This window comes from Streptomyces sp. 35G-GA-8 (assembly GCF_023534745.1).
GTDB lineage: Bacteria > Actinomycetota > Actinomycetes > Streptomycetales > Streptomycetaceae > Streptomyces.
In genome coordinates, this window is the sequence record NZ_JAMHJQ010000002.1 from 659,208 (window position 1) to 681,197 (window position 21,990).

Annotated in this window: 19 protein-coding genes and 1 riboswitch; of the genes, 10 read left to right on the plus strand and 9 right to left on the minus strand. The window is 72.3% G+C overall.

The features are described 5' to 3' along the window. The 3 genes from M1203_RS06190 to cbiT all read right to left on the minus strand — a co-directional run bounded on the left by M1203_RS06190 (position 1) and on the right by cbiT (position 6,665). Positions 1-4,356 (minus strand): serine protease, encoded by a 4,356-nt coding sequence (locus tag M1203_RS06190; protein WP_249948543.1) that lies wholly within the window; start codon positions 4,354-4,356, stop codon positions 1-3. A gap of 204 nt (positions 4,357-4,560) precedes the next feature. Continuing rightward, positions 4,561-5,313 (minus strand): precorrin-4 C(11)-methyltransferase, encoded by a 753-nt coding sequence (gene cobM, locus M1203_RS06195; RefSeq protein WP_249948444.1) that lies wholly within the window; start codon positions 5,311-5,313, stop codon positions 4,561-4,563. Continuing rightward, positions 5,310-6,665: a precorrin-6Y C5,15-methyltransferase (decarboxylating) subunit CbiT gene (gene cbiT / locus M1203_RS06200; protein ID WP_374402125.1), complete on the minus strand. Its 1,356-nt coding sequence runs from the start codon at positions 6,663-6,665 to the stop codon at positions 5,310-5,312. Before cbiT ends, cobM begins: the two co-directional genes overlap by 4 nt. Before the next feature lie 271 nt (positions 6,666-6,936). On the opposite strand from cbiT, the gene M1203_RS06205 reads away from it, so the two are divergent. Next, on the plus strand, positions 6,937-7,329 hold the full coding sequence (locus M1203_RS06205; RefSeq protein ID WP_249948445.1) for a hypothetical protein: 393 nt from the start codon (positions 6,937-6,939) through the stop codon (positions 7,327-7,329). Positions 7,330-7,416: 87 nt separating this feature from the next. Here M1203_RS06205 and M1203_RS06210 read toward each other — a convergent pair whose 3' ends face one another. Continuing rightward, complete coding sequence (locus M1203_RS06210) at positions 7,417-8,079, minus strand: TetR/AcrR family transcriptional regulator (protein ID WP_249948446.1); 663 nt, start codon at positions 8,077-8,079, stop codon at positions 7,417-7,419. Between the two features lie 92 nt (positions 8,080-8,171). Here M1203_RS06210 and M1203_RS06215 point away from each other — a divergent pair, with 92 nt between their 5' ends. Further along, complete coding sequence (locus M1203_RS06215) at positions 8,172-8,807, plus strand: NAD(P)-dependent oxidoreductase (protein WP_249948447.1); 636 nt, start codon at positions 8,172-8,174, stop codon at positions 8,805-8,807. Between the two features lie 130 nt (positions 8,808-8,937). Here the strand turns inward: M1203_RS06215 and M1203_RS06220 are convergent, their stop codons facing one another. Beyond that, positions 8,938-9,756 carry a CbtA family protein gene (locus M1203_RS06220; protein ID WP_249948448.1) on the minus strand — a complete coding sequence of 273 codons (819 nt, stop codon included), beginning with the start codon at positions 9,754-9,756 and terminating at the stop codon, positions 8,938-8,940. A 21-nt stretch (positions 9,757-9,777) separates the two neighbouring features. Further along, positions 9,778-10,011 carry a CbtB-domain containing protein gene (locus M1203_RS06225; RefSeq protein WP_249948449.1) on the minus strand — a complete coding sequence of 78 codons (234 nt, stop codon included), beginning with the start codon at positions 10,009-10,011 and terminating at the stop codon, positions 9,778-9,780. 61 nt (positions 10,012-10,072) lie between these two features. Then, a riboswitch (cobalamin riboswitch) is annotated at positions 10,073-10,161 on the minus strand. A 200-nt stretch (positions 10,162-10,361) separates the two neighbouring features. On the opposite strand from M1203_RS06225, the gene M1203_RS06230 reads away from it, so the two are divergent. Beyond that, a complete protein-coding gene (locus M1203_RS06230; RefSeq protein ID WP_249948450.1) occupies positions 10,362-11,084 on the plus strand; it encodes a histidine phosphatase family protein in 723 nt (240 codons plus the stop codon). 117 nt (positions 11,085-11,201) lie between these two features. Further along, the gene (locus tag M1203_RS06235; RefSeq protein WP_283958203.1) at positions 11,202-13,937 is read left to right on the plus strand and encodes a SpoIIE family protein phosphatase/ATP-binding protein; all 2,736 of its coding nucleotides are present in this window, start codon (positions 11,202-11,204) and stop codon (positions 13,935-13,937) included. Between the two features lie 104 nt (positions 13,938-14,041). Here M1203_RS06235 and M1203_RS06240 read toward each other — a convergent pair whose 3' ends face one another. Further along, entirely contained in the window at positions 14,042-14,611 is a 570-nt protein-coding gene (locus M1203_RS06240; protein WP_249948451.1) for a TIGR03086 family metal-binding protein, read from the minus strand. A 90-nt stretch (positions 14,612-14,701) separates the two neighbouring features. On the opposite strand from M1203_RS06240, the gene M1203_RS06245 reads away from it, so the two are divergent. Genes M1203_RS06245 through M1203_RS06255 form a run of 3 tightly spaced genes read left to right on the plus strand, consistent with a single transcriptional unit; the run spans position 14,702 to position 17,020 of the window. Continuing rightward, the gene (locus tag M1203_RS06245) at positions 14,702-15,631 is read left to right on the plus strand and encodes a helix-turn-helix domain-containing protein (protein ID WP_249948546.1); all 930 of its coding nucleotides are present in this window, start codon (positions 14,702-14,704) and stop codon (positions 15,629-15,631) included. Between the two features lie 52 nt (positions 15,632-15,683). Further along, positions 15,684-16,289: a GNAT family N-acetyltransferase gene (locus M1203_RS06250; protein ID WP_249948452.1), complete on the plus strand. Its 606-nt coding sequence runs from the start codon at positions 15,684-15,686 to the stop codon at positions 16,287-16,289. Then, positions 16,286-17,020 (plus strand): Mut7-C ubiquitin/RNAse domain-containing protein, encoded by a 735-nt coding sequence (locus M1203_RS06255; protein ID WP_249948453.1) that lies wholly within the window; start codon positions 16,286-16,288, stop codon positions 17,018-17,020. The genes M1203_RS06250 and M1203_RS06255 overlap by 4 nt, the downstream gene beginning before the upstream one ends. Before the next feature lie 41 nt (positions 17,021-17,061). Here the strand turns inward: M1203_RS06255 and M1203_RS06260 are convergent, their stop codons facing one another. Next, positions 17,062-17,616, minus strand: coding sequence for a hypothetical protein (locus M1203_RS06260; RefSeq protein WP_249948454.1), 555 nt, complete (start codon positions 17,614-17,616; stop codon positions 17,062-17,064). Between the two features lie 191 nt (positions 17,617-17,807). Between M1203_RS06260 and M1203_RS06265 the strand changes: the two genes are divergently transcribed. Further along, positions 17,808-18,581 carry an SDR family NAD(P)-dependent oxidoreductase gene (locus tag M1203_RS06265; RefSeq protein ID WP_249948455.1) on the plus strand — a complete coding sequence of 258 codons (774 nt, stop codon included), beginning with the start codon at positions 17,808-17,810 and terminating at the stop codon, positions 18,579-18,581. A 106-nt stretch (positions 18,582-18,687) separates the two neighbouring features. Here M1203_RS06265 and M1203_RS06270 read toward each other — a convergent pair whose 3' ends face one another. Further along, complete coding sequence (locus M1203_RS06270) at positions 18,688-19,881, minus strand: RtcB family protein (RefSeq protein ID WP_249948456.1); 1,194 nt, start codon at positions 19,879-19,881, stop codon at positions 18,688-18,690. 186 nt (positions 19,882-20,067) lie between these two features. Between M1203_RS06270 and M1203_RS06275 the strand changes: the two genes are divergently transcribed. Then, positions 20,068-20,937 (plus strand): DUF3558 domain-containing protein, encoded by an 870-nt coding sequence (locus M1203_RS06275; protein ID WP_249948457.1) that lies wholly within the window; start codon positions 20,068-20,070, stop codon positions 20,935-20,937. Positions 20,938-21,065: 128 nt separating this feature from the next. After that, positions 21,066-21,848, plus strand: coding sequence for a DUF3558 domain-containing protein (locus tag M1203_RS06280; protein WP_249948458.1), 783 nt, complete (start codon positions 21,066-21,068; stop codon positions 21,846-21,848). Positions 21,849-21,990: the final 142 nt, after the last annotated feature.

The window sequence follows — 21,990 nt, forward strand, 5'->3', positions numbered from 1 at the left end:
TCACCCCCCGCACGCCTCCCCCGGCGGTACGTCCGCCGGTATCGCGTCGTGCTCCGCGCGCGTGAGGGTGCGCTGTCCGATCACCGCGCAGAGTCGCCCGATCCAGGCCTCCGGGTCCAGGCGTACGGAGGTTGTCTGGCCGTCGTCGGTGAACAGGACCGTCGGGCCCTGGGCGGCGGCGGGGAATGTCCCCGGGGCGCTGTCGGTCAGCGTTCCGAAGTTGAAGGCGGACTCGTAGGTACGGCTGCCGGCTTTGTAGATCCGTACCTTCCCGGCGTCCGCGACCAGGAGGCGCCCCTCCGTGTCCATGAACTCGAAGACGAAATCGCCTCCCTCGCCGACACCGGGCATCGGGCCGAGTTCCCGGCGGAGCGGGTCGAGCCGCCACAGCTCCCAGACGCCGCCGCTGCGGAGGACCGCCATGTAGTTTCCGTCGGCGTCGAACCGGACGCCGATCGCGTCGTTCCCGATGTCGATCCGGAGGTCCTTCACCTCGCGTCCCGTGCCGAGGTCGACGACGTGGACGCGGCCGTCCCCGAGGACCGCCACATGCCCCTCCCTGGGATAGGGCCAGAGGAAGGGCGAGGTGTCCGTCACCGTGTCGGCCAGATCCGTCGTACTCAGATCGATACGGTCGGCCAGCCGTCCGGTCCTGGCGTCCCAGCGCTCGATGACGCCCCGGGTCGCGACCAGGAGATACCTCTCATCGGCGAACCGGAAGACCGACCCGATACGGACCCCGGTGGGGACGGTGGCGATCCGCCGCAGGGACGGCACCGCGCGGATATGGATCTCGCCGCTCACGGCGGGATCCGCCACCAATGAGCCGTCACCGCTGATCCGGATGCCCGCCTCCCCTCCCGCCGCCGGGTTCGGCCGCTTCGCCGAGGCGACCTCCTTGAACCCCTGGCCCACGGTGTAGGTCCGCAGTTCCGTCCCGTCGGGCGACCTGCTGACGACGGTGGAACCGTCCGGGGTGAGTTCCTCGTAGGAGCGGTCGTCCCGTGGCAGGAACTCCTGGACATCGGTGGACACGGCGGTGAGGGCCGCGCCGGCCGAGTCATGACTGAGCAGGTACGTCCGGCCGCCGTCCTCCAGAAGGCGGGGAAGCACCTGCCGGTCGCCGGTGCGGCCGTCCACCTGCGGCTCGCTCTGCTTCCCGGTCACCGCGATCAGGTTCTCCCGCTCCGTGTCGAACAACCGGACGAGGGGGCGGACGGTATCCGCGACGCCCACACGCAGTCCGGTGCGGTCGACGACCAGCTTCGTACCGCACCGGCCGGCGTCCCTGAACCGGCCGCGCTCCTCGCCGTCCGCGATCCGCACCACCCGGTACAGCCCCTTGTCGGCCCCGTCCGACACGCGGCAGTGGACCAACGCCGTTCCGTCGCCGGAGACTTCCACCCCCTCCACGCCCGTGGCGACCGTGCGCGGGGCGCGCGATCCCTCGTAGGCCAGCAGTGTGTACGGGTTGTCCGTCAGGGCATCGGCATCGCGGTCCGCCGCCGCCAGCAGGGTGTCCCGGTCGGACCCGAACCAGACCTTCGCGAACGAGTCCTGGCCCTCAGGGGGCGGGATCGTGCGCACGACCGTGCCCTTGTCCAGGTCCCAGACCGCGAGATGGTCGCCGACGACAGCCGCCACCCGGCTGCCGTCGGAGGAGATCGCCGCGCCCCGTGGGGACACGAAGTCGGGGAGATCCGTCGACTCCTCCGTGCCCCCGGTACCCGGTGTACCCCCCGTACCCGCCGGCCGCACCGCCATCGTCCGCGCCGACCCCGTCAACTCGGCTCTCGCCGGGCCGACTTCGTGCCACACCAGCGCGCCGTCCCTCCCGATGTACCCCACGCCGCTGCCGTCCGGCGCGACCACCGGATAGCGCGCGTCCCCCTCCGCCGGAAGGTGCGCCCCGCGTATCTCCCCGTCGTCACTGCGTACGAACAGGGTGGCCCGTCCGAGCCTGGTGGTCGCCAGCACCACGCGTCCGTCGCCGCTCGCGGCGACGCGCTCCACCTTGCCCAGCGTCCCGGACATCAGCCAGCGCGCCCGCCCGTACGTGAGATAGCTCTGGAGCAGTGCGTCACGCGCCGATTCCGTGGGCGACCTGCGGTACGCGGAGATCGCGAGGAGCGCGGACAGCGCCGGGTCGGTGGCGCGCAGGTCCGTCGAGGCCGCCGCCATGGAGCGGGAGTCCGCTGCGGCGGCACGTTCGTCCGCCACGCTCCGCTGGTACACGAACAGCGAGCCGAACACCGCCGCCAGCGCCAGTACGGTGCCGATGCCGGTGAACAGCCCGCGTCTGCGCCTGGTTCTCGTCCGCCACCGGTCGCGGCCCCGGCGCAGGAAGTCGGCGTCGGCCTCGCTCAGATCCTCGCCGCGCTCGCGCTCCCAGCGGCGCGCCACGTCCAGGGCCGAGGCGGCGGGCAGCAGATCCGGCGCGCGGTGGGCGGCCTCCCAGCGTTCGCGGTCGTGCCGGATCCCCTCCCGCCAGGCGAGGAAGTCCCGGTCGCGCTCCACCCATGCGCCGAGCCGGTCCCAGGCCCGGATCAGCGTTTCGTGGGCCAGCTCGACGGTCTCCCGCTTCTCGTCGTCGAGGCCGATGACCACCAGCCGTTCCCGGGCCAGCGCCCGCGCGACCGTCCACTCCGGCTCGCCCAGCTCGGCGCGGGGCACGACGCGGCGCGTGGCCGCCGGGCCGCCGAGCGGCAGCCGGACGAGTCGGGTGAACAGCCGCCGTGCCGTGGCCTCGTCGGCCTCGTCGGCCCCCTCCGCCCGGTCCGGCCCGCCCGTCTCCCGTACCGCGCGCAGCCATACGGTCTCGGCACGCTCGGCCAGCGCGCCGCTGACGCCGCCCAGTTCCTCGTACGCCCGGTGGGTGAGCAGACCGCCCCGCTGCCGCTCCCACAGCTGGTCGAGGGTGAACTCGAGCAGCGGCAGCACTCCTTGCGCGTCGCCGCAGTCGGCGAGGATGCGCTGCTCCAGTCCGTCCGCGTATCCGACGGACGCGATCGCCTCCACCGGCAGGACCACCGCCTGCCGTACCTGTTCCGCGGACATCGCGGGCAGGAGGAGGGACTTGCCGCGCAGGGCGCGTTCCAGACCGGGGCGCGCGCTGACGGCCTCCAGGAAATCGGCGCGGAGGGTCGACAGCACGCGCAGCCCCGACGGCGGGTGTTCGGGGAAGAGCGCGGCGACGGCCTCGGCGGCTGACCGGGCGCCGGGGCCCTGGTCGAGAAGTTCCTCAAGCTGGTCCACGACCACGACGAGACCGCGTACGCCGCGCGCGCGACGTGTACGCGCCCCCCTGCTCGTACCGGTACCTGTGCTGCCGCCCGCGCCCGTCAGCTGCGCCAGGATCTCCCCCCAGCCGTGCACGGAGAGCTCCGCCTCCACCACCCGGCTCTCGTCGCGCTGCGCGCTGCCGGTCAGCTCCGGCCGGGTGAGTCGCGTCAGCTCCATGGCGAGGCCGCCGAGCAGACCGGAGGGACCGCCGGGCCGTACGATCACGACAGCGTGTCCCGCCTTCCTCAGCCGGGGCACCACACCCGCCCGTACCAGCGACGACTTACCGCAGCCGGACGGCCCGAAGACGGTGACCACCGGATGCTCGGTGACCAGCGCGGCGACCTCCTCGCTCTCCTCGTCCCTGCCGTGGAAGACCTCGCTGTCCGTCTCCTGGAACGCGGACAGCCCCCGGAACGGCGAGGGCGGCAGCACGGCCTCCCGCAACGACGGTACGGCGAGCAGCAGTTCGCCGGTCGGGATGAGAAAGGCGGACGGCTGCTGGGGGTCGGCGGCCACCACCATGCCGACCACGGCGCCCAGCCGCTCGTCCCACACCGGTGCGCCGCTGAAGCCCCGGCTGATCGCGTGGTTGCTGCCCGCCGCCCGCTCGAACTGGAGCCAGCCGGCCCCCTGCCGCGCCCGCAGCACCCCCGCGTGCCACACCCCGTCGGCATGGCGGGCCGGGAAGCCGAAGGTCCGCACGGGGTGTCCCCATACGTCGTCCGCCTCGGCCATGCGCAGGGGCACGGCGCCGGGGAGGGTGGACCGCAGGCGCAGTACGGCGATGTCCCGGGCCCCGGACGGGCCGTCCTCGGGCCAGTACTCCACCACCGCCGGAACGGCCACCGGACCGTCGGCGGCACCGGTCACCGGGCCGAGCGGCAGGTCCACCTCGACCGTCGCCCCGGCGGCCGGGCGCTCGTCGTCGTCGAGTCCGAGTGCGGAGGCCACGACATGCGCGCAGGTGACGGCCAGCTCCCCGGTCACGAGGAAGCCGACACCGACGGCCGTACCGTCGGGATACCGGACCCTGAGCACCGCGGCGGCGAGCGGATCGGGCGTACTCGGCATCTCCACCACGTACACCCAACTCCCCTGTACGACTTGGCTGTTTGTTGGTGAATTATTGAATGTTTGATTGCCCGATCAGTATGGCGCGCGGAGGGATCTCGTGTGGAGTCATCGAACGAACGCGGGAGAACACATCAGCTGTTCGTGTCGATCGGGTGCCCGTAGGGCGTGTGCGCGTAAGGCACGTGTCCGTAGGGCACGTCCTCAACAGGTGTGCGGGCGCTCCCTGTCCGCCGAGTACAGATGGCTGTCGCGGAACTGCTCCGCGCCGAGCGTCCGGCCGACCATGATGACCGCCGTCCGCACCACACCCGCCGCCTTCACCTGGCCCGCGATGTCCGCCAGCGTCCCGCGCAGCACCAGTTCGTCCGGGCGGCTGGCCATCGCCACCACCGCGGCCGGGCAGTCCGCCCCGTAATGCGGCAGCAGCTCCGCCACGACCCGGTCCACATACCGCGCGGCCAGGTGCAGTACGAGCAGCGCCCCGCTCCGGCCGAGCGTCGCCAGGTCCTCGCCCTCCGGCATCGGGGTGGCCCGCTGCGCGATCCGCGTGAGGATCACGGTCTGGCCCACGGTCGGGACCGTCAGCTCACGCTTCAGCGCGGCGGCCGCCGCCGCGAACGCCGGTACGCCCGGCACCACTTCGTACGGCACACCCGCCGCGTCCAGCCGGCGCATCTGCTCGGCGACGGCGCTGAAGACCGACGGGTCGCCGGAGTGCAGCCGGGCGACATCGTGGCCCTCCTCGTGCGCCCGGACCAGCTCGGCCGTGATCCCGTCCAGGTCCATCCGCGCGGTGTTCACCAGGCGCGCGTCCGGCGGGCACTCGGCCAGCAGCTCGCGCGGCACGAGGCTGCCCGCGTACAGACACACCGGGCAGGCGGCCAGCCTGCGGGCGCCGCGCACCGTGATCAGATCGGCGGCGCCGGGACCGGCGCCGATGAAGTACACCGTCATCGTTCGTCTCCTGCTGAGGGGGCTCCCGCCGGGGGGACCCGCGGTCCCGCCGGGGGGACCCGCGGAGGGTGGTCCTTCGTGACCGCCCACTGAGTGACCGGCATGGCCTGCCGCCAGCCGGTGAACCCGCCCACCGGAACGGCGTGCGCGACCACCAGCCGTACGAGTTCCCCGCCCAGGCGGCGGTACCACTCGGCCAGCAGCGCCTCGGACTCCAGCGTCACCGTGTTCGCGACCAGCCTGCCGCCCGCGGGCAGCGCGTCCCAGCAGCTCTCCAGCAGCCCCGGCACGGTCAGCCCGCCGCCGATGAACACCGCGTCCGGCACCGGCAGTCCGGCCAGCGCGCCCGGCGCCCGGCCGGTGACCACGCGCAGCCCGGGGACGCCGAGCGCCCGCGCGTTACGGCCGATACGTTCCGCCCGCGCGGGATCGCGCTCGACCGAGACGGCGCGGCAGGAGCGGTGCGTACGCATCCACTCCACGGCGATCGAACCCGACCCGCCGCCGATGTCCCACAGCAGCTCGCCGGGCGCGGGCGCCAGCGCGGCCAGTGTCGCGGCGCGCACATGGCGCTTGGTGAGCTGGCCGTCGTGTGCGTACGCGGTGTCGGGCAGGCCGGGTACGGCGCCGAGTCGCGGCGCGTCCGGAGCGCGCCGGCACTCGACCGCCACGACATTGAGCGGATCGCCCGCGGGCTCCGCCCACTCCTGGGCGAGGGCTTCGATGTGCCGCTCGTCCGCGCCGAGTTGTTCGAGTACGTGCATCCGGCTCGGGCCGTAGCCGCGGTCGGTCAGCAGTGCCGCCACCTCGGCGGGCGTCGCCGCGCCCGCGCTGAGCACCAGGACCCGGCGGCCGTCGTGCAGGGCGGCGGCCAGCAGTTCGGTGGGGCGGCCGACGAGCGTGACCACCTCCGTGTCCTCCACCGGCCAGCCGAGCCGGGCGCACGCGTACGAGACGGACGACGGATGCGGCAGCACGCGCAGGGCCCCGGCCCGCCGGGCGTCGGCGCCAAGGGTCTCGGCACCACGCGTCTCGGCGTCAGGGGTCTCGGCGTCAAGGGTCTCGGCGTCAAGGGTCTCGGACAGGACCTCGGACAAGGTCCGCCCGATCCCGTGGAACATCGGGTCCCCGCTGGCCAGGACGGCGACCCGGCGCCCGGCATGGGCGGCGAGCAGCCCGGGAACGGCGGGGCGCAGCGGCGACGGCCACAGCACCCGCTCGCCCGCGCACTCACCGGGGAGCAGGGCCAGTTGCCGGGGGCCGCCGATGAGTACGTCCGCCTCGCGCAGCGCGGCCCGCGAGCCGTCCGGCAGTCCAGCCCAGCCGTCGGCGCCGATCCCGACGACAGTCACCGGAAGCACCGGCAGCGCGGGAGTCGACGCCTGCGGTACCGAGGGCCGGGGCCCGTCGGGTCCGGTGGGCCCGTCGGGTCCGGTGGGCGCGGAGGGCGGGGCGGGGCTCACTGCCGTACACCTCTGAACTGGGGGAAGACCGAGTCCGCACTCTACTGGCCGCCCTCCGGACGAGATGCGGGAGACCCTTACCTGTGGAACCTTGAGGTGACCACCACGGCCGCCGGCCGACACCGGCCCCCGGCCCGTCTCCTCACCGAGGGAGCGCCCCATGACGGCCAAGAGGGCACTTGCTACCGGATGGACGGTCTTCGCCGCGGTTCTCATGATCTTCGGCGGCGTGATGACGATCCTGGCGGGTATCTCCGCCATCGCCAATGACGACATCTTCCTGGCGACGCGGAACTACGTGTTCTCGTTCAGTCTCCTCGGCTGGGGATGGGTCCATCTCTTCATCGGCGCCATCATCTTCATCGCGGGCTGCGCGCTGTTGCGGGGCGCGGTGTGGGCGCGCGTGGTCGGTGTGATCCTGGCGGGTCTGGGCGCGATCTCGAACTTCCTCTGGATCCCGCGCTATCCGCTGTGGGCCCTCGTGCTCCTCGCCGTCGACCTCTTCATCATCTGGGCGCTGTGCGCGGGCGACCGGCGCCGCTCCGAGAGATGAGCCCGGAGACGGGCTGAGCCTACGACGGGCTGAGCCGGAGACGGGCTGAGCCCGAGACCGGCCGAGCCCGAGCCACGCCGGGCCCGATCACGGGCCCGGCGGCGCGATGCCCGCCAGCAGCGCCCGTACGGTCTCCCGCGCGAAATCCGCCTCGCTCCGCGGACGCAGAACACCCTCCGGGGGATCCGGAGCGAAGAACAGCCCCAGAAAGGCCCGGTGGAAGCAGGCGCCGACGAGAAGCAGCGCCGCCGCGTCCGGGTCGATGTCCGGGGAGACCCGGCCCAGCTCCTGTTCCGCGGCGAGATACGCGGCCACGGACCGGCTCACCTCGTGCGGCCCCGAGCCGTCGAGCCCGAGCCGCTTGCGGTGGGCGACGAGCAGGTCGGGGCTGGCGAAGAGGGACGCGGCCATCGGGAACGTACCCCGGTAGAAGAGCACCCCCACCCGGGCCACCTCCTCCAGATGACCGGCCACCTCCCCCTCGCCCACGCGTCCGGGCAGCCGCGCCAGCGCGTCCGTGAAGCGCGGCGCGCGCTCGTGCAGGACGCCGACGAAGATCTCCTCCTTGTCGCGGAAGTGCTTGTAGAGCGCGGCTTCCGAGCAGCCCGCCGCCCTCGCGATCTCCTTGGTCGTCGTGCGCGTCAGCCCCACGGTCCCCATCAGCCGCGCGGCGGCGTCGAGGATGCGGGAGCGCGTCAGGGCACCGCCGGTCAGGGGCGGCGCGGCGGCTTCTCGATGCGTGCCGGTCATGTCGTACCCGTCATGCCCTCAGTCTACTTTGACAAGTGAGTGAACGCTCACCCACTATGGCTGGTAAGCGTTCACTCACCCCTGGAGGGGTCATGAAAATCGCTGTGCTGGGAGCCACGGGAGGCGTCGGACGGCAGATCGTCCGCCACGCTCTCGCGGACGGACACAAGGTTTCGGCCGCGGTACGGGACCCGGCCAAGCTGACGACGGAACACGAGGGCCTGACGGTCGTACGCGCCGACGCCCTCGACGCGGCCTCCCTGACCGAGGTCGTCGACGGGGCCGACGCGGTGCTCTCCGGGATGGGCCAGGCCGGCCGGCACGACCCGCTCAGGCCCGCCTCCACCTCGGCCCGGGCGGCGACCGAGGCGATGGCCGCGACCGGCGTCCGGCGGATCGTCGTGGTGAGCGCGGCGCCGCTGAACCGCTCGGGGGCCGGTCAGCCGTGGCTCGCGCGCCAGGTCCTGATGCCCGGGATGTGGCTGGCGCTCAAAGAGCTGTACACCGATCTCGAACTGATGGAGACGATCCTGCGCGAGAGCGGGCTCGACTGGACGTCGGTACGGCCGCCCCGGCTGACGGACGCCGATGGCAAGGGCACCTACCGCCACGCCGTGGAGGCGGGCCCGGCCGCCAACGCGATCGCCCGCGCGGACGTGGCCCGCGCCATGCTGGACTTCGTCACGGACCCGGCGACATTCGGGCACGCGGTCGGCGTCAGCGACTGACGGCCGGCCGGAGACCGGCGGACCCGAGACCGGCGGACCCGAGACCGGCGGACCCGAGACCGGCGGACCCGAGACCGGGACCGGCCCGCGATCACGCGGCGCGGGCCGGCCCCGGTTCCGTTCTCTCTCTTCAGCCGGCCGTACGCACCGGCACGGCCGCGCTGTCCGCCGCCGGCGCGGCGGCCTGCCCAGGCCGGAGCGCCCGCTCCGCCAGCGCCCCGAAGATCAGCCCGAAGGCCGTCCAGAGCAGCGCCTGTACGGCGATCGACGCCAGCCGGAATTCCCAGAGCAGAGCGGCCGGGAACGTGGCCGGAATGGCGTCGGTGTTGGCGGGCAGGACCAGACACGCCACCACCACGGCGACGACGTAACCGCCACCGGCGGCGACCGCCGCGTTCCAGTTGCCCAGACGCGGCGCGAGCCGTCGCCCCGCGATGACCGCGACGACCGCGAGCAACACGCTCAACACGATCATCAGGAAGAACAGCGTGGTGCGTTTCCCGATGGTGTCCGGGTCACCGACCGCGGGCGGGTTCGCCGGATACTTCAGGAACGGCACCAGATAGACGGTGACGAACGCGGCCCCGGCGAGCAGGGCCGCGGTCGCCCTCGGACCGAACCGGCCGATCCTGCCCAGGCACCCGGCGAAGACCAGCGAGGCGATCCCGCCCAGGGCCACCCCGTACACGAGGACGCCGGTGGCCAGCCCGAAGGTCGACTGCACCGGCCGGCTGACCAGCTCTTCCTCCTCTTCTTGCGCTGCCGCGCCCTGCTGATGTTCTTCGCCGCCGTGCTGGTGCGCGGGCGCGGAGTGGGCCTCCTCCTGCGCGATGGAGTCCCGTACCGAGGGCTCACCCGCCACATAGGCCAGCACGAACGCGCAGAGTCCGGCGAGGACGCCCGCGATCATGCCGCGGACGAGGAGGGTTCTGACGGTGGAGGCATGCATGTGCGTGATCTCCGTCGGTCGTCAGTGGCAGGGGAAGCCGAGGAGATGACGGCCGTCGTGAACCCACTCGTGCACCTCGGCACCGGAGAACACCGACGTCGCGCCCTGCTCCGCGCCGACGAAGTAGAGCAGCACCAGCATCAGGGTGCCGACGAACACGGCCCAGGGCAGTACCGCGCGGAGCGGAAGGGGGGTGATCGCGGCGCCGTCGGCACCGGTGGATGTAGCGGCCGGGGGCGCTATGGACTGCGCCATGGCACAACCTCCTTGGGGGAACTCGCGTCCCGTTCAGTGGAGCTCGAACGACGGCATCCGGGTCTGACTCACCGGGACCCCCGCCGCGCTGTACGCGACCGGCGCCCGGCTTACAGTGGCGCGACCGTGCCGGATTCCCACCGGACTTCCGTTCCGCCGTCGTGATTTCGACGTGAAGGTACCGCGATCCGGGGGACCGGCCAAGGGGACCTCATTCCGGAACCGGGCCGGGACCCGGTCCGGGCCCCGGGCCGGAACCCGCACGGAACCCGGCCGGGCCGCGCGGTGACGAGCCAGTACCGAGCCAGTACCGAGGCAGAACCAAGGCAGAACCAAGGAGCGAGGACCGTATGACCATCCGGCTCATGCTCATCTCACCGGCGATGAACCCGGCCCTGCGCGAGGCCCGCTTCCCCCGCACCGATCAGCCGGCCGCGACCGACGGCGGACCCGCCGACACCGGACCCGCCGACCGCGGACCCGCCGACCGCGGACCGGGCGGCGACGCGCTGGACGCCCTCGGGCTGCGGGGAGCCGAAGCCGTACGGGAGACCTTCCCCGCCACCGCCACCACGTACGTCTCCCCCTCCCCCCGCTGCCGTCGCACCGCCGAGGCCCTCGGCCTGGACGCGCAGCCGCTGCCGGCCCTCGCACCCTGCGCCATGGGCAGCTGGCAGGGCAGGACCCTCGACGAAGTGGCCGCCGCGGAACCGCACGCGTTGGCCTCCTGGCTGTCGGACCCGGCGTCCGCCCCGCACGGCGGCGAATCCCTGCTGGCGCTGCTCGCCCGCGCCGCCCACTGGCTCGACACACTGGCCGACGTCACCCCTGCCGACGTCACCCCTGGCGACGGCAACGCTGGCGATAGCAACGCCGGGGGCCGCGTCATAGCCGTCGCCGAGCCGGACATCATCCGCGCCTGCGCGGTCCACGCCCTGGGCGCAACTCCCGCGGCCTTCTGGCGCATTGACGTACGCCCCCTCACCGCCACGGAACTCAGCGGGCGGGCCGGTCGCTGGAACCTGCTCAGCGGGCGCCCGCTCCACAGCGCCACGCCCTCGCCCACCCCCTGAGGCCGCCCTCCGAGCGGGGCCCTGAGGCCGCCCCCTCAGGACCGTTCCGTACTCCCTGGCTCCCCGCGGACCCATGCCCGTTCGCCTTGTGAACACAGGCGGTGTAGATGTAGGTACATGGCCGGACATATGGGTCGATCCTGGGCTCGGGCCCTGTCTGCCCGCTCCGGCCGACGCCCACGGAGCCGGTGGCGTCGTCCGCCATGGCTGAACGTCCGCACGCTCGCCGGACAGGTCTTCATCCTGCAACTGGTGATCGTGCTGCTGCTCATCGGTTCCTCGCTGGTCTCGCTCCTCCTGGTGTCCCGGCGCGACACCGAACAAGAGGCACGCAACCGCTGCGTCTCCGTCGCCACCGCGTTCGCGAACTCGCCCGGAATCGTGCCCGCCCTGCGGGCACCCGACCCGTCCGCGATCCTCCAGCCGCGGGCCGAGGCGGTCCGCAAAGCCTCCGGCGTCGACTTCGTCGTCGTACTGAACACGAAGGGGATCCGGCTCACCCACCCGAACCCCGCGCGCATCGGAGAGCACTTCATCGGCACCATCGGGCCGTCGCTGAAGGGCCGCACCATCACCGAGACCGTCCCAGGGACCCTCGGTCCCTCCGTACGCGCGGTGACCCCCGTCAAGGACACGAGCGGAAAAGTGGTCGGCCTGGTCTCGGCCGGGATCACCATCAACAAGGTGAACAGTCTCGCCAACCGCGAGATCCCCATCGTCCTGGCCGCCGCCGCCGCCTCGCTCGCCCTCGCCACCGGCGGTACGGCGCTGGTCAGCAGTCGGCTGCGCCGTCAGACCCATGGGCTGGAGCCCGTCGAGATCGCCCGTATGTACGAACACCACGACGCGGTCCTGCACGTCGTACGCGAGGGCGTGCTCATCGTCGACGGCGACGGCCGGCTGGTGCTCGCCAACGACGAGGCACGCCGTCTCCTCAATCTGCCTCCGCGTCCGGAGGGCCGCTCCGTCACCGAACTCGGCCTGGACTCCCAGATGGCCGATCTGCTGGCCTCCGGACGCCGTGCCAGCGACGAGGTGCTGGCGACCGGAGAGCGGCTGATCGCGGTGAACAACCGCTCCACGGACCGGGACGGAGGCCCGCCGGGCAGCGTGGCGACACTCCGCGACACCACCGAGCTGCGCGCACTCACGGGCCGGGCGGAAGTGGCGCAGAAACGCCTCAAGCTGCTGTACGACGCGGGCGTGGAGATCGGCACCACCCTCGATGTGACCCGGACCGCCGAGGAGCTGGCGCAGGTGGCGGTGCCGCGGTTCGCCGACTTCGTCACCGTGGATCTGGCGGAGGCCGTCCTGCGCGGTGAGGACCCGGCGTCGGTCACCGCCCACTCCGAGCTGCGCCGTACGGCCGTGGTCGGCATCCACGACGACCACCCCTTCTACCCGCTGGGCGCGCGGTTCACGTTCCGCCCCACCACACCGCAGGCATGGAGCCTGCGGAGCGGGCGCGGGACCGTCGAGCCCGATCTCGCCCGGGCGGGCGGCTGGAAGTCCCAGGAACCCGAGCGGACGGCCCGGGTCATCGCGTACGGCGTCCACTCCCTCGTCACGGCCCCGCTGCGCGCGCGGGGCATCCTGCTGGGGGTCGTCATCTTCTGGCGCTCGGAGCGGCCGGAGCCCTTCGAGGAGGAGGACGTGTCCCTCGCCGAGGAACTGGCCAATCACGCGGCGGTCTGCATCGACAACGCGCGTCGCTATACCCGCGAGCACGCCATGGCGGAGACGCTTCAGCGCAGTCTGCTCCCCCGGCGGCTGCCCGAGCAGACCGCGCTCGATGTCGCCTACCGATATCTGCCCGCGGAGGCGGGGGTGGGCGGCGACTGGTTCGATGTCATCCCGCTGCCCGGCGCCCGTGTGGCCCTGGTCGTGGGGGATGTCGTCGGACACGGACTGCTCGCGGCAGCGACGATGGGCCGGCTGCGTACGGCGGTCCACAACTTCTCGACGCTCGATCTGCCGCCCGACGAGATCCTTTCCCATCTGGACGACCTGATCACCCGCATCGACCGCGACGAGGGCATCGCGGGCGGCGGCGCCGTCGTCACGGGCGCGACCTGTCTCTACGCGATCTACGATCCGGTCAGCCGGCTCTGTTCCATGGCCCGCGCGGGCCATCCGCCGCCCGCGCTGGTCGGCACGGACGGCAGCGTGGAGTTCCTCGATCTGCCGGTCGGGACTCCGCTGGGGCTCGGCGGGCTGCCGTTCGAGACGGTGGAGCTGCGGCTGCCGGAGTCCAGCCAACTGGTGCTGTACACCGACGGGCTCATCGAGGACCGCGACCGGGAGATCGACGACGGGCTGCTCCTGCTGCGCGCCGCGCTGTCCCACCCGGACCGGGACCCGGAGGAGACCTGCACTGCGGTGCTCGAAGCGCTGCTGCCCGACCGCCCGAGCGACGACATCGCGCTCCTCGTCGCCCGTACCCGCGTGCTCCAGCGCGACCGGATCGCGGAGTGGGAGGTGCCGTCCCATCCCTCCGAGGTGTCCCAGGTGCGCGCCGCCGTGGCCCGGCAACTGGCGGACTGGGGGCTGGACGAGCTGGCGGACTCCACCGAGCTGATCCTCAGCGAGCTGATCACCAACTCCATCCGCTACGCCCTCGGCCCCATCAAGGTGCGGCTCCTCCGCGACCGGGCCCTGATCTGCGAGGTCGCCGACTTCAGCAGCACCTCACCGCATCTCCGTTACGCGGCGGCCACCGACGAGGGGGGCCGGGGCCTGTTCCTCGTCGCGCAGTTCACGGAGCGCTGGGGCACCCGGTACACCGCGGAGGGCAAGGTCATCTGGGCCGAGCAGGCGCTGCCGCCGAACGCCGCACCGCCTGCGGAGAGCTGACGCTCGACGAACGTGCTGAGGCCGCCCCACGAACGTGCCACGGGCCGCCCCACGACCACGTCACGGACGGCCCACGACCGCGTCACGGACGGCCCACGACCGCGTTACGGACGGCCCCACCCCGGATCGCGCCCGGTCATGGCCAGCAGGGTCTCGAACGGACCCGCGTCCTCGCCCACCGGCACCGGCTCCCCGAACATCCCCATCTTCCGCGCCGTCGGAGCCAGCGCCCCGAACTCCGCCCCGAGCATCCCGACGAGCGCCGCGTCCGGCTCGTACGGCTGCCCCGTGGCCCGCGCCAGGTCCCATCCGTGGACGGCCAGATCGCCGACCACCATCGCGCCCACCGTCCTGGCCGGCAACGCCATGGACCCCGTGGTGCCCTCCTCGGCGCCCGGCTGCGCCCAAGCCCCGATGAGCCGTGCGGTCTCGTCGGCGAACCGGCCGCGCCACGCCCCCGTCAGATGCTCGGGGGCGACGCCGAAATCGGAGTCCTTCTTGGCGGCCAGCGCCTGGAAGTTCACGATGACCTGGAAGAGATGGTCGACGAGGGCGTGTACGTCGTACTGCGCGCACGGGGTCGGCGCGGTGAGCTGGTCGTCGGTGATGTTCCTGACGACGGTGACGGTACGGTCGGCCGCCACCTCCAGAAGCTTGCTGATGGTGTCGTTCATGGCCCTGACCATAGGAAACGACGCTCCCAGGCGTCTTGAACAAACGCGACATAGGATCCGGGCATGGCAGGACCGGGAGGACAGCCGGGCATGGCAGGACCGGCAGGACCACGGCGTGACACCCGGGGCATCGTCGACGCCCCCGGGCTCTTCGCGCGGGTACGGTTCCGGCGCCGCGAGCCCGCTCCGGCCCTGCGGCCGTATCTGGAGCACTACTGGCTGATCGACTGGGATCTCGAACACCCCTACACCTCCTATGTCGTGCCGCACCCCTCGGTCAACGTCGTCTTCCAGCGCCTCGGCCCCGGCCCGGACAGCCCGGCCTTCGCCGAGGTCGCGGGCGTCGGCCTGGAGCTGTTCGCACAGAAGCTGGCGGGGCGGGGGCGGGTGTGCGGGGTGCAGTTCAGGCCGGGCGGCTTCCGGCCGTTCGCGCCGCGGTGGCCCGTGTCGGAGTGGACGGGGCGGCGCGTGCCGATCGCCGATGTCATGCCGGCGACGACGGACGCGGACATCGCGGCGGTGCTCGGCCCTGCCGGGGAGGACGCCCGGGTGGCCGCCCTCGACACGTATCTGCTGGGCGTCGGCCCGTACCAGGACCCGCACCCGGACCCGCGGACGGCGCAGGCCATGGCGCTGGCCGACCGGATCCGTACCGACCGCACGATCCGGCGCGTGGCCCGGCTCGCCGAGGCGGAAGGGGTGTCGGTGCGCTCACTGCAACGGCTCTTCGCCGCGTATGTGGGAGTGGGGCCGAAGTGGGTGATCCTGCGCTACCGCATTCACGAGGCGCTGGAGCGCGCGGAGTCGGAGACGCGTACGGGCCCCGGCACCGGCCCGGAGGTGGACTGGCCGGAGCTGGCCGCCGAGCTCGGCTACAGCGATCAGGCCCATCTCGTACGGGACTTCACGGCGACGGTCGGGGTACCGCCGACGGCGTACGCCAGACCCCAGGACACCGGACCCCACGACACCGGACCCCAGGACACCGGCCCCCAGGACACCGGCCCCCAGGACGCCTGAGCATCAGAAGCCGGACGCCCGGATGTCAGACCCCAGCCCTACAGTGCGTGACATGGAGAGCGAAGCGCCGCGCGTGCGGCTGGATCCGTGGTCCGAGGGCGATCTCGGCCTGCTCCGCGCCATGAACGCGCCGGAGCTGATGAGCCATCTGGGCGGCCCGGAGACCGAGGACCAGCTGCTCACGCGGCACAGACGGTACGTGGACCTGAGCGCGGACCTGACGGGCCGGGGCCGGATGTTCCGGATCGCGCTGCTGCCGGCCGGCGAGGCGGTCGGCACGATCGGGTTCTGGGAGCAGACCTGGCGGGGACAGCGGGTGTACGAGACGGGCTGGGGCGTGCTCGCCGCCCATCAGGGGCGCGGTATCGCGGCGGCGGCAGCGGCGGCCGTCGTGGAGAAGGCGCGCGCCGAGAGCAAGTACCGCTATCTGCACGCCTTCCCGTCGGTCGACAACCGGTCGTCGAACGCGCTGTGCCGCCGGGTGGGTTTCTCGCTCCAGGGCCCGTGCCGTGTCGAGTACCCGAAGGGGCATCTGATGCGCGCCAACGACTGGCGGCTCGACCTCGCACCCGGCGCCGACGGCACGGAAGGCCCTGCGCAAGGCCCTGCGGAAAGCCCTGGCCCGGCCCCCGCGTCCAATGACATCCTGACGACGTGAACGGACCGGAGATCCAGATCGATTTCGCCCCTGAGCTGCGCCTCTTCGTCCCCGCCGAGCGGCGTCGTGGACGTACGCCCCTGCGCACCGACGGGGCGTCCACGCTCGGTCACGTCGTCGAATCGCTCGGTGTCCCGCTCACCGAGGCCGGCGCACTGCTCGTGGACGGCCGCGAGGTGTCCGCCGCGCACATCCCCGCGGCGGGCGAAACCGTCGAGGTACGGGCCGTGAGCCGCCCCCAGCGGGTGCCGGGCGCTCCCCTGCGCTTTCTGCTCGATGTCCATCTCGGCACGCTCGCGCGACGGCTGCGGCTGCTCGGCGTCGACGCGGCGTACGAGAACGAGGACATCGGTGACCCGGCCCTGGCCACCCGCTCGGCCGCCGAGCGCCGGGTGATGCTGTCCCGGGACCGGGGGCTGCTGCGCCGCCGCGAGATCTGGGCCGGGGCGTATATCTACAGCGACCGCCCCGACGCCCAGCTCCGGGACGTCCTGGAGCGCTTCGCGCCCGCCCTCGCGCCCTGGACCCGCTGCACCGCCTGCAACGGCGGCCTTGGCCCCGCCGACAAGGCGACCGTCCAGGAACAGCTGGAGCACGGCACGCAGCGTTCGTACGACGTCTTCGCCCGGTGCACGGCCTGCGGCCAGGTGTACTGGCGCGGCGCGCACCACGCGCGGCTGGCGGCGATCGTCGAGGACGCGGTGCGGGAATTCGGCGACGCCGCGGCGTAGATCCTGTCCGATCGGTCTTCCCGACCGCTCCTCCCGGGCGGTCAGAAGACGTACGGGTCGCCGGTGGCCGGGACCAGCACCCGGTGCCGGTGGTTCTCGGGGTTCGGGTCGCTCGCGCCGCCGTTCCAGTGGGTGTCGATCTGCACGACCACCTCGACCGGCCTGCCGGCTGTCCTCAGGTCAAGGGCGGTCTCGGGGCTCCGCCCGCCCGCCCGCAGCTGACCCGCGCGGCAGAGCACCACGCGGTCACCGTCCCGCAGACAGTTGGCCGGCAGGCTCTGCCTGGCCGCCAGGGCGACCGAGAAGGCCAGCCGCACGGTCGCGTCCGCCGTCGCGGACGGGCCGTGGTTCTCGGACTCGAAGCGGACCGTCAGCTGTTCGCTCCACAGCGACGCGTACCCGTGGTGCGAGAGATCGGCCTCCGGCACGACGGCACCGGCACCGGCACCGGCACCGGCACCGGCAACCGCACCCTCGTCCGCGTCCCCATCCATATCCGCGTCCACAGCGACACCGGGGCACGCGCCCATCACCACCGTCACCACCGCCGTGAGGGCCGACACCGCCACCAGCAACGCCTTGCGCTTGACACCCATGGCGGGAACATATCGATCGTCACATCACGAATCGGGCCTCCCTCAGGCCCGGCGCGCCCCGGTCACCCACATGACACGCCACCGGCACGCGCTCCCACCCACGCCCTCGCCCGCGCACCCCCTCGTCCCGCCCCGCCTATCCTGGCCGGGTCCGCCATCGATCATCGATCACACGCGCGAGGAGTTACGTCATGACCGCCGCGGGGACCCCCATCGCCGTCATCACCGGAGCGAGCAGTGGCATCGGCGCCGCCACCGCCCGCCAACTCGCGACAGCCGGCTACCACGTCATCGTCACGGCCCGCCGCAAGGACCGTATCGAGGCGCTCGCCGCCGAACTGACCGCCGCCGGGCAGCGAGCCTCCGCGTACGCCCTCGATGTCACCGACCGCGCGGCCGTCGACGCCTTCGCCGCCGAGCTGGACCGCTTCCCCTCCGTGAACGTCCTGATCAACAACGCCGGGGGCGCGCTCGGCGCCGACCCGGTGGCCACCGGCGACCCCGCGGACTGGCGCCGGATGTACGAGACGAACGTCCTCGGCACGCTCAATGTCACCCAGGCGCTGCTTCCCGCCCTCACCGCGAGCGGCGACGGCACGGTCCTGGTCCTCTCCTCCACCGCCGGCCTCGGCACGTACGAGGGCGGCGGTGGCTATGTCGCGGCCAAGCACGGCGCCCATGTCCTCGCCGAGACGCTGCGCCTGGAGATCGTCGGCACACCGGTCCGGGTGATCGAGATCGCCCCCGGCATGGTCAAGACCGAGGAGTTCGCCACCACCCGCTTCCACGGCGACACCGAGAAGGCGGCGAAGGTCTACGCGGGCGTCGCGGAACCCCTCACCGCCGACGATGTCGCCGACACGATCACCTGGGCGGTCACGCGCCCGAGCCATGTCAACATCGACCTGCTGGTGGTACGCCCCCGCGCCCAGGCCTCCAACACCAAGGTCCACCGCGAGCTGTGACGACCCCGGCGGCGGAGCGGAACGGCCGGGGCGCCACGGCATCCCGCACGGGGCCGTGACGCCCAGGGCCTGTCCGGCGGATCCTCGCGGGCAGGCCCTGGCCGCTTCAGCCCTTCACACAGATGACCTGCTTCAGCTTCGCCACCACTTCGACCAGATCCCGCTGCTGGTCGATGACCTGCTCGATCGGCTTGTACGCGGCCGGGATCTCGTCCACGACGCCGGAGTCCTTACGGCACTCCACGCCCCGCGTCTGCTCCTCCAGGTCCCGGGTCGAGAACCGGCGCTTGGCGGCGTTGCGGCTCATCCTCCGGCCCGCGCCGTGCGAGGCCGAGTTGAACGACGCCTCGTTCCCCAGGCCCTTCACGATGTACGAGCCCGTGCCCATGGAGCCCGGGATGATCCCGAAGTCGCCACTGCCCGCACGGATCGCGCCCTTCCGCGTGACCAGCAGGTCCATGCCCTCGTACCGCTCCTCCGCCACATAGTTGTGGTGGCAGGAGATGACCTCGTCGAAGGTCACCCGCGCCTTCTTGAACTCCTTGCGGACCACGTCCTGGAAGAGCGCCATCATGATCGCGCGGTTGTACTTCGCGTACTCCTGCGCCCAGAAGAGATCGTTCCGGTATGCCGCCATCTGCGGGGTGTCCGCGATGAAGACGGCGAGATCCCGGTCGATCAGCCCCTGGTTGTGCGGCAGCTTCTGGGCCTGGCCGATGTGGTGGTCGGCCAGTTCCTTGCCGATGTTCCGGGATCCGGAGTGGAGCATCAGCCAGACCGAATCCGACTCATCGAGACAGAACTCGATGAAGTGATTCCCCGATCCAAGCGTTCCCATCTGCTTCGTGGCGCGCTCCTGACGGAATTTGACCGAATCGGCGACCCCATCGAACCGCCCCCAGAAATCCGCCCAGCCCGCCGTCGCGAAACCGTGCATCCGTCCCGGATCCACCGCCTCGTCGTGCATGCCACGGCCCACCGGAATCGCCTGCTCGATCTTGGAGCGCAGCCGGGACAGATCGCCGGGCAGATCGTTCGCCGTCAGGGACGTCTTCACCGCCGACATCCCGCACCCGATGTCCACACCCACCGCCGCCGGGCAGACCGCTCCGTGCATCGCGATCACCGAACCGACCGTCGCGCCCTTGCCGTAATGCACGTCCGGCATGACGGCGAGGCCCTTGATCCAGGGCAGTGTGGCAACATTCCGGAGCTGCTGCATGGCGCCTTCTTCGACCGTCGCGGGATCCGCCCACATCCGGATCGGCACCTTCGCGCCCGGCATCTCTACATACGACATAACCCCTCGATTCCCCCGGAAGCCTCATAACGCAAAAGCCGGAACCAGAGCCGTCAAAAAAGACAGCCGACCAGCATCGACGGCGTTGCGTGCGATAGACATTGTGTCCATCGGCCGTCATCCGGCGGCAAGCAGTTTTCGCGCGGAGCCCCGCGCGGAACCCCGTACAGAAGGGAGCCCGGGACCGTGCAGCCAAAGGCGCGCAAGGCGTACGTACCCGGCCTGGCGGCGCTCCTCGTGGTGGTGGTCGCCGGCTGCTCGGGGGGAAGCGGCGCGGACGGCGCCGTCACCGACACCAAGCCGGGCGGCCCCACCACCGCCACCGCCGCTCAGCCGGGCAAATACCGCACGCTCCGCGAGGCCTGCGGCTCCGTACCGCGCTCCATGCTCAAGGATCTCCTGCCCGGCGCCGCCTCGCTCCCCGAGGACCAGCAGGCGAAGACGTACGAGGGCACGGCCTCCGTGACGTACGACACCGACCGCCGCGTCGGGTGCAGCTGGAAGGCCACCTCCCCCGACGCCTCGAACCAGCTGATGATCGATCTCGAACGCGTCGTGTCGTACGACCCGGCCGTGAGCGACGCCGACCGGGCGCAGGCCGTCTACACGACGAAGGAGACGGCCGCGGGGCTGTCCTCGCCCAACGCCTCCGGGACACCGAGCGGCACCCCCACCGCCTCCGGCGCCGGCACGGGCATCGGTACGGGTACGGACACCGCCCTCGGCACGACCCCGGGGACCGGCGCCCCCTCCGGTTCCGGGACCCCTTCCGGGGCGCCCTCCGGGACGCCGTCCGGCGGCACGACCCCCGACGGCCTCGAACCGCGCGTCCTCGACGGCCCCGGCGACGACGCCTTCCTCGACGATGTCCTCGCCCGCGCCGGCGCTGCCGCTCAGCGGCGCACGGTGAGCGTGGTCTTCCGCACATCGAATGTGATCGTGACCGTCCGGTACACCGAGCAGTCCGCCCACCTCGCCGTGGTCCCCGACAGCAAAGAACTGCAGGACAAGGCGCGAGGACTGGCCGAAACGCTCAACGAGCAGCTCAACGAATAGCCGCCCCCGTCCCCGGCGCCCGCCCCGGGCGCGCGGGGCCCGGACTCCCGCTCAGGGGGCCCGCGGACCCGGCTCGGCGGTTACCGTGGCCGATCGGACCGTATGACAACCGACCGACTGAAGGAACCATGCACCGTTCAGCCTCGCGACTCACCCGCATACTCGCCTGCGCAGCCGTTCCGGTGATGCTCGTCGTCGCCGGCTGCTCGTCCGACTCCGGCGGCGAGAGCGACGCCGACGGCTCCTCGTCGAGCCCGAGCACCGCACCGGCCCCGAGCGTCACCCCGGCCAAGTACAGCGGGCTCCCCGACGCCTGCGACACGATCGGCGAGAAGACGGTCGGCTCGCTCGTTCCCAAGGTCAAGAACAAGGGCGGCACGGCGGCGCGGTCCAGCGACATCGACACCCGCGGCAGCTGCTCCTGGAACGGTCTGGACGACAAGGGCGTCAAGGGCTCGCAGTACCGCTGGCTCGATGTCTCCCTCATGCGGTACGACTCCGACGTCACGCTCGGCAGCGGCGCCGAGCGCGCCGGCGAGTACTACGCGAAGGAGGTCGCCGGGGCCCAGGGCACGGCGGGCGCCAAGAGCGTCAAGTCGGTCGCCACGGCCGGCATCGGCGACCAGGCGACGCTGGTCACGTACACCCTCAACAAGACCGACGAGGACTTCGCGTACGCCACGGTCGTGACCCGCGCGGAGAATGTCGTGATCACCCTCACCTACAACGGTGCGGGTTACGCGGGCGCGAAGTCGCCCAGCTCCGCCGATCTGACGAAGAACGCGGAGAAGGCGGCCAAGGAGGCTGTCGCGGCGGTCACCGCCGGCTCCGAGGACGCGCCGGGCGCCGGGGAGAGCCCGAAGGCCGGATCCGAGGCCCCGTCGGGGTCGGCGTCGACCAAGTCGGGCTGAGGCTGTCGGAAGCCGCCCGAGTCGTTTTCTCCGCAAGCCGCCCGAGTCGTTTTCTCCGCTTATCCACGGGGCCCGGACCTCTCCCGAAGGCCGGGCTCCGCTCCCCGCGCCACGCCGTACACACTCATGTGCCAGGCTGTGC

Excerpts from the sequence above, each read along its gene's own strand:
- M1203_RS06190 (WP_249948543.1), bottom strand. The coding sequence starts at position 4,356 with ATGCCGAGTACGCCCGATCCGCTCGCCGCCGCGGTGCTCAGGGTCCGG.
- cobM (WP_249948444.1), bottom strand. The coding sequence starts at position 5,313 with ATGACGGTGTACTTCATCGGCGCCGGTCCCGGCGCCGCCGATCTGATC.
- M1203_RS06205 (WP_249948445.1), top strand. The coding sequence starts at position 6,937 with ATGACGGCCAAGAGGGCACTTGCTACCGGATGGACGGTCTTCGCCGCG.
- M1203_RS06210 (WP_249948446.1), bottom strand. The coding sequence starts at position 8,079 with ATGACCGGCACGCATCGAGAAGCCGCCGCGCCGCCCCTGACCGGCGGT.
- M1203_RS06215 (WP_249948447.1), top strand. The coding sequence starts at position 8,172 with ATGAAAATCGCTGTGCTGGGAGCCACGGGAGGCGTCGGACGGCAGATC.
- M1203_RS06220 (WP_249948448.1), bottom strand. The coding sequence starts at position 9,756 with ATGCATGCCTCCACCGTCAGAACCCTCCTCGTCCGCGGCATGATCGCG.
- M1203_RS06225 (WP_249948449.1), bottom strand. The coding sequence starts at position 10,011 with ATGGCGCAGTCCATAGCGCCCCCGGCCGCTACATCCACCGGTGCCGAC.
- M1203_RS06230 (WP_249948450.1), top strand. The coding sequence starts at position 10,362 with ATGACCATCCGGCTCATGCTCATCTCACCGGCGATGAACCCGGCCCTG.
- M1203_RS06235 (WP_283958203.1), top strand. The coding sequence starts at position 11,202 with ATGGCCGGACATATGGGTCGATCCTGGGCTCGGGCCCTGTCTGCCCGC.
- M1203_RS06240 (WP_249948451.1), bottom strand. The coding sequence starts at position 14,611 with ATGAACGACACCATCAGCAAGCTTCTGGAGGTGGCGGCCGACCGTACC.
- M1203_RS06245 (WP_249948546.1), top strand. The coding sequence starts at position 14,702 with ATGGCAGGACCGGCAGGACCACGGCGTGACACCCGGGGCATCGTCGAC.
- M1203_RS06250 (WP_249948452.1), top strand. The coding sequence starts at position 15,684 with ATGGAGAGCGAAGCGCCGCGCGTGCGGCTGGATCCGTGGTCCGAGGGC.
- M1203_RS06260 (WP_249948454.1), bottom strand. The coding sequence starts at position 17,616 with ATGGGTGTCAAGCGCAAGGCGTTGCTGGTGGCGGTGTCGGCCCTCACG.
- M1203_RS06265 (WP_249948455.1), top strand. The coding sequence starts at position 17,808 with ATGACCGCCGCGGGGACCCCCATCGCCGTCATCACCGGAGCGAGCAGT.
- M1203_RS06270 (WP_249948456.1), bottom strand. The coding sequence starts at position 19,881 with ATGTCGTATGTAGAGATGCCGGGCGCGAAGGTGCCGATCCGGATGTGG.
- M1203_RS06280 (WP_249948458.1), top strand. The coding sequence starts at position 21,066 with ATGCACCGTTCAGCCTCGCGACTCACCCGCATACTCGCCTGCGCAGCC.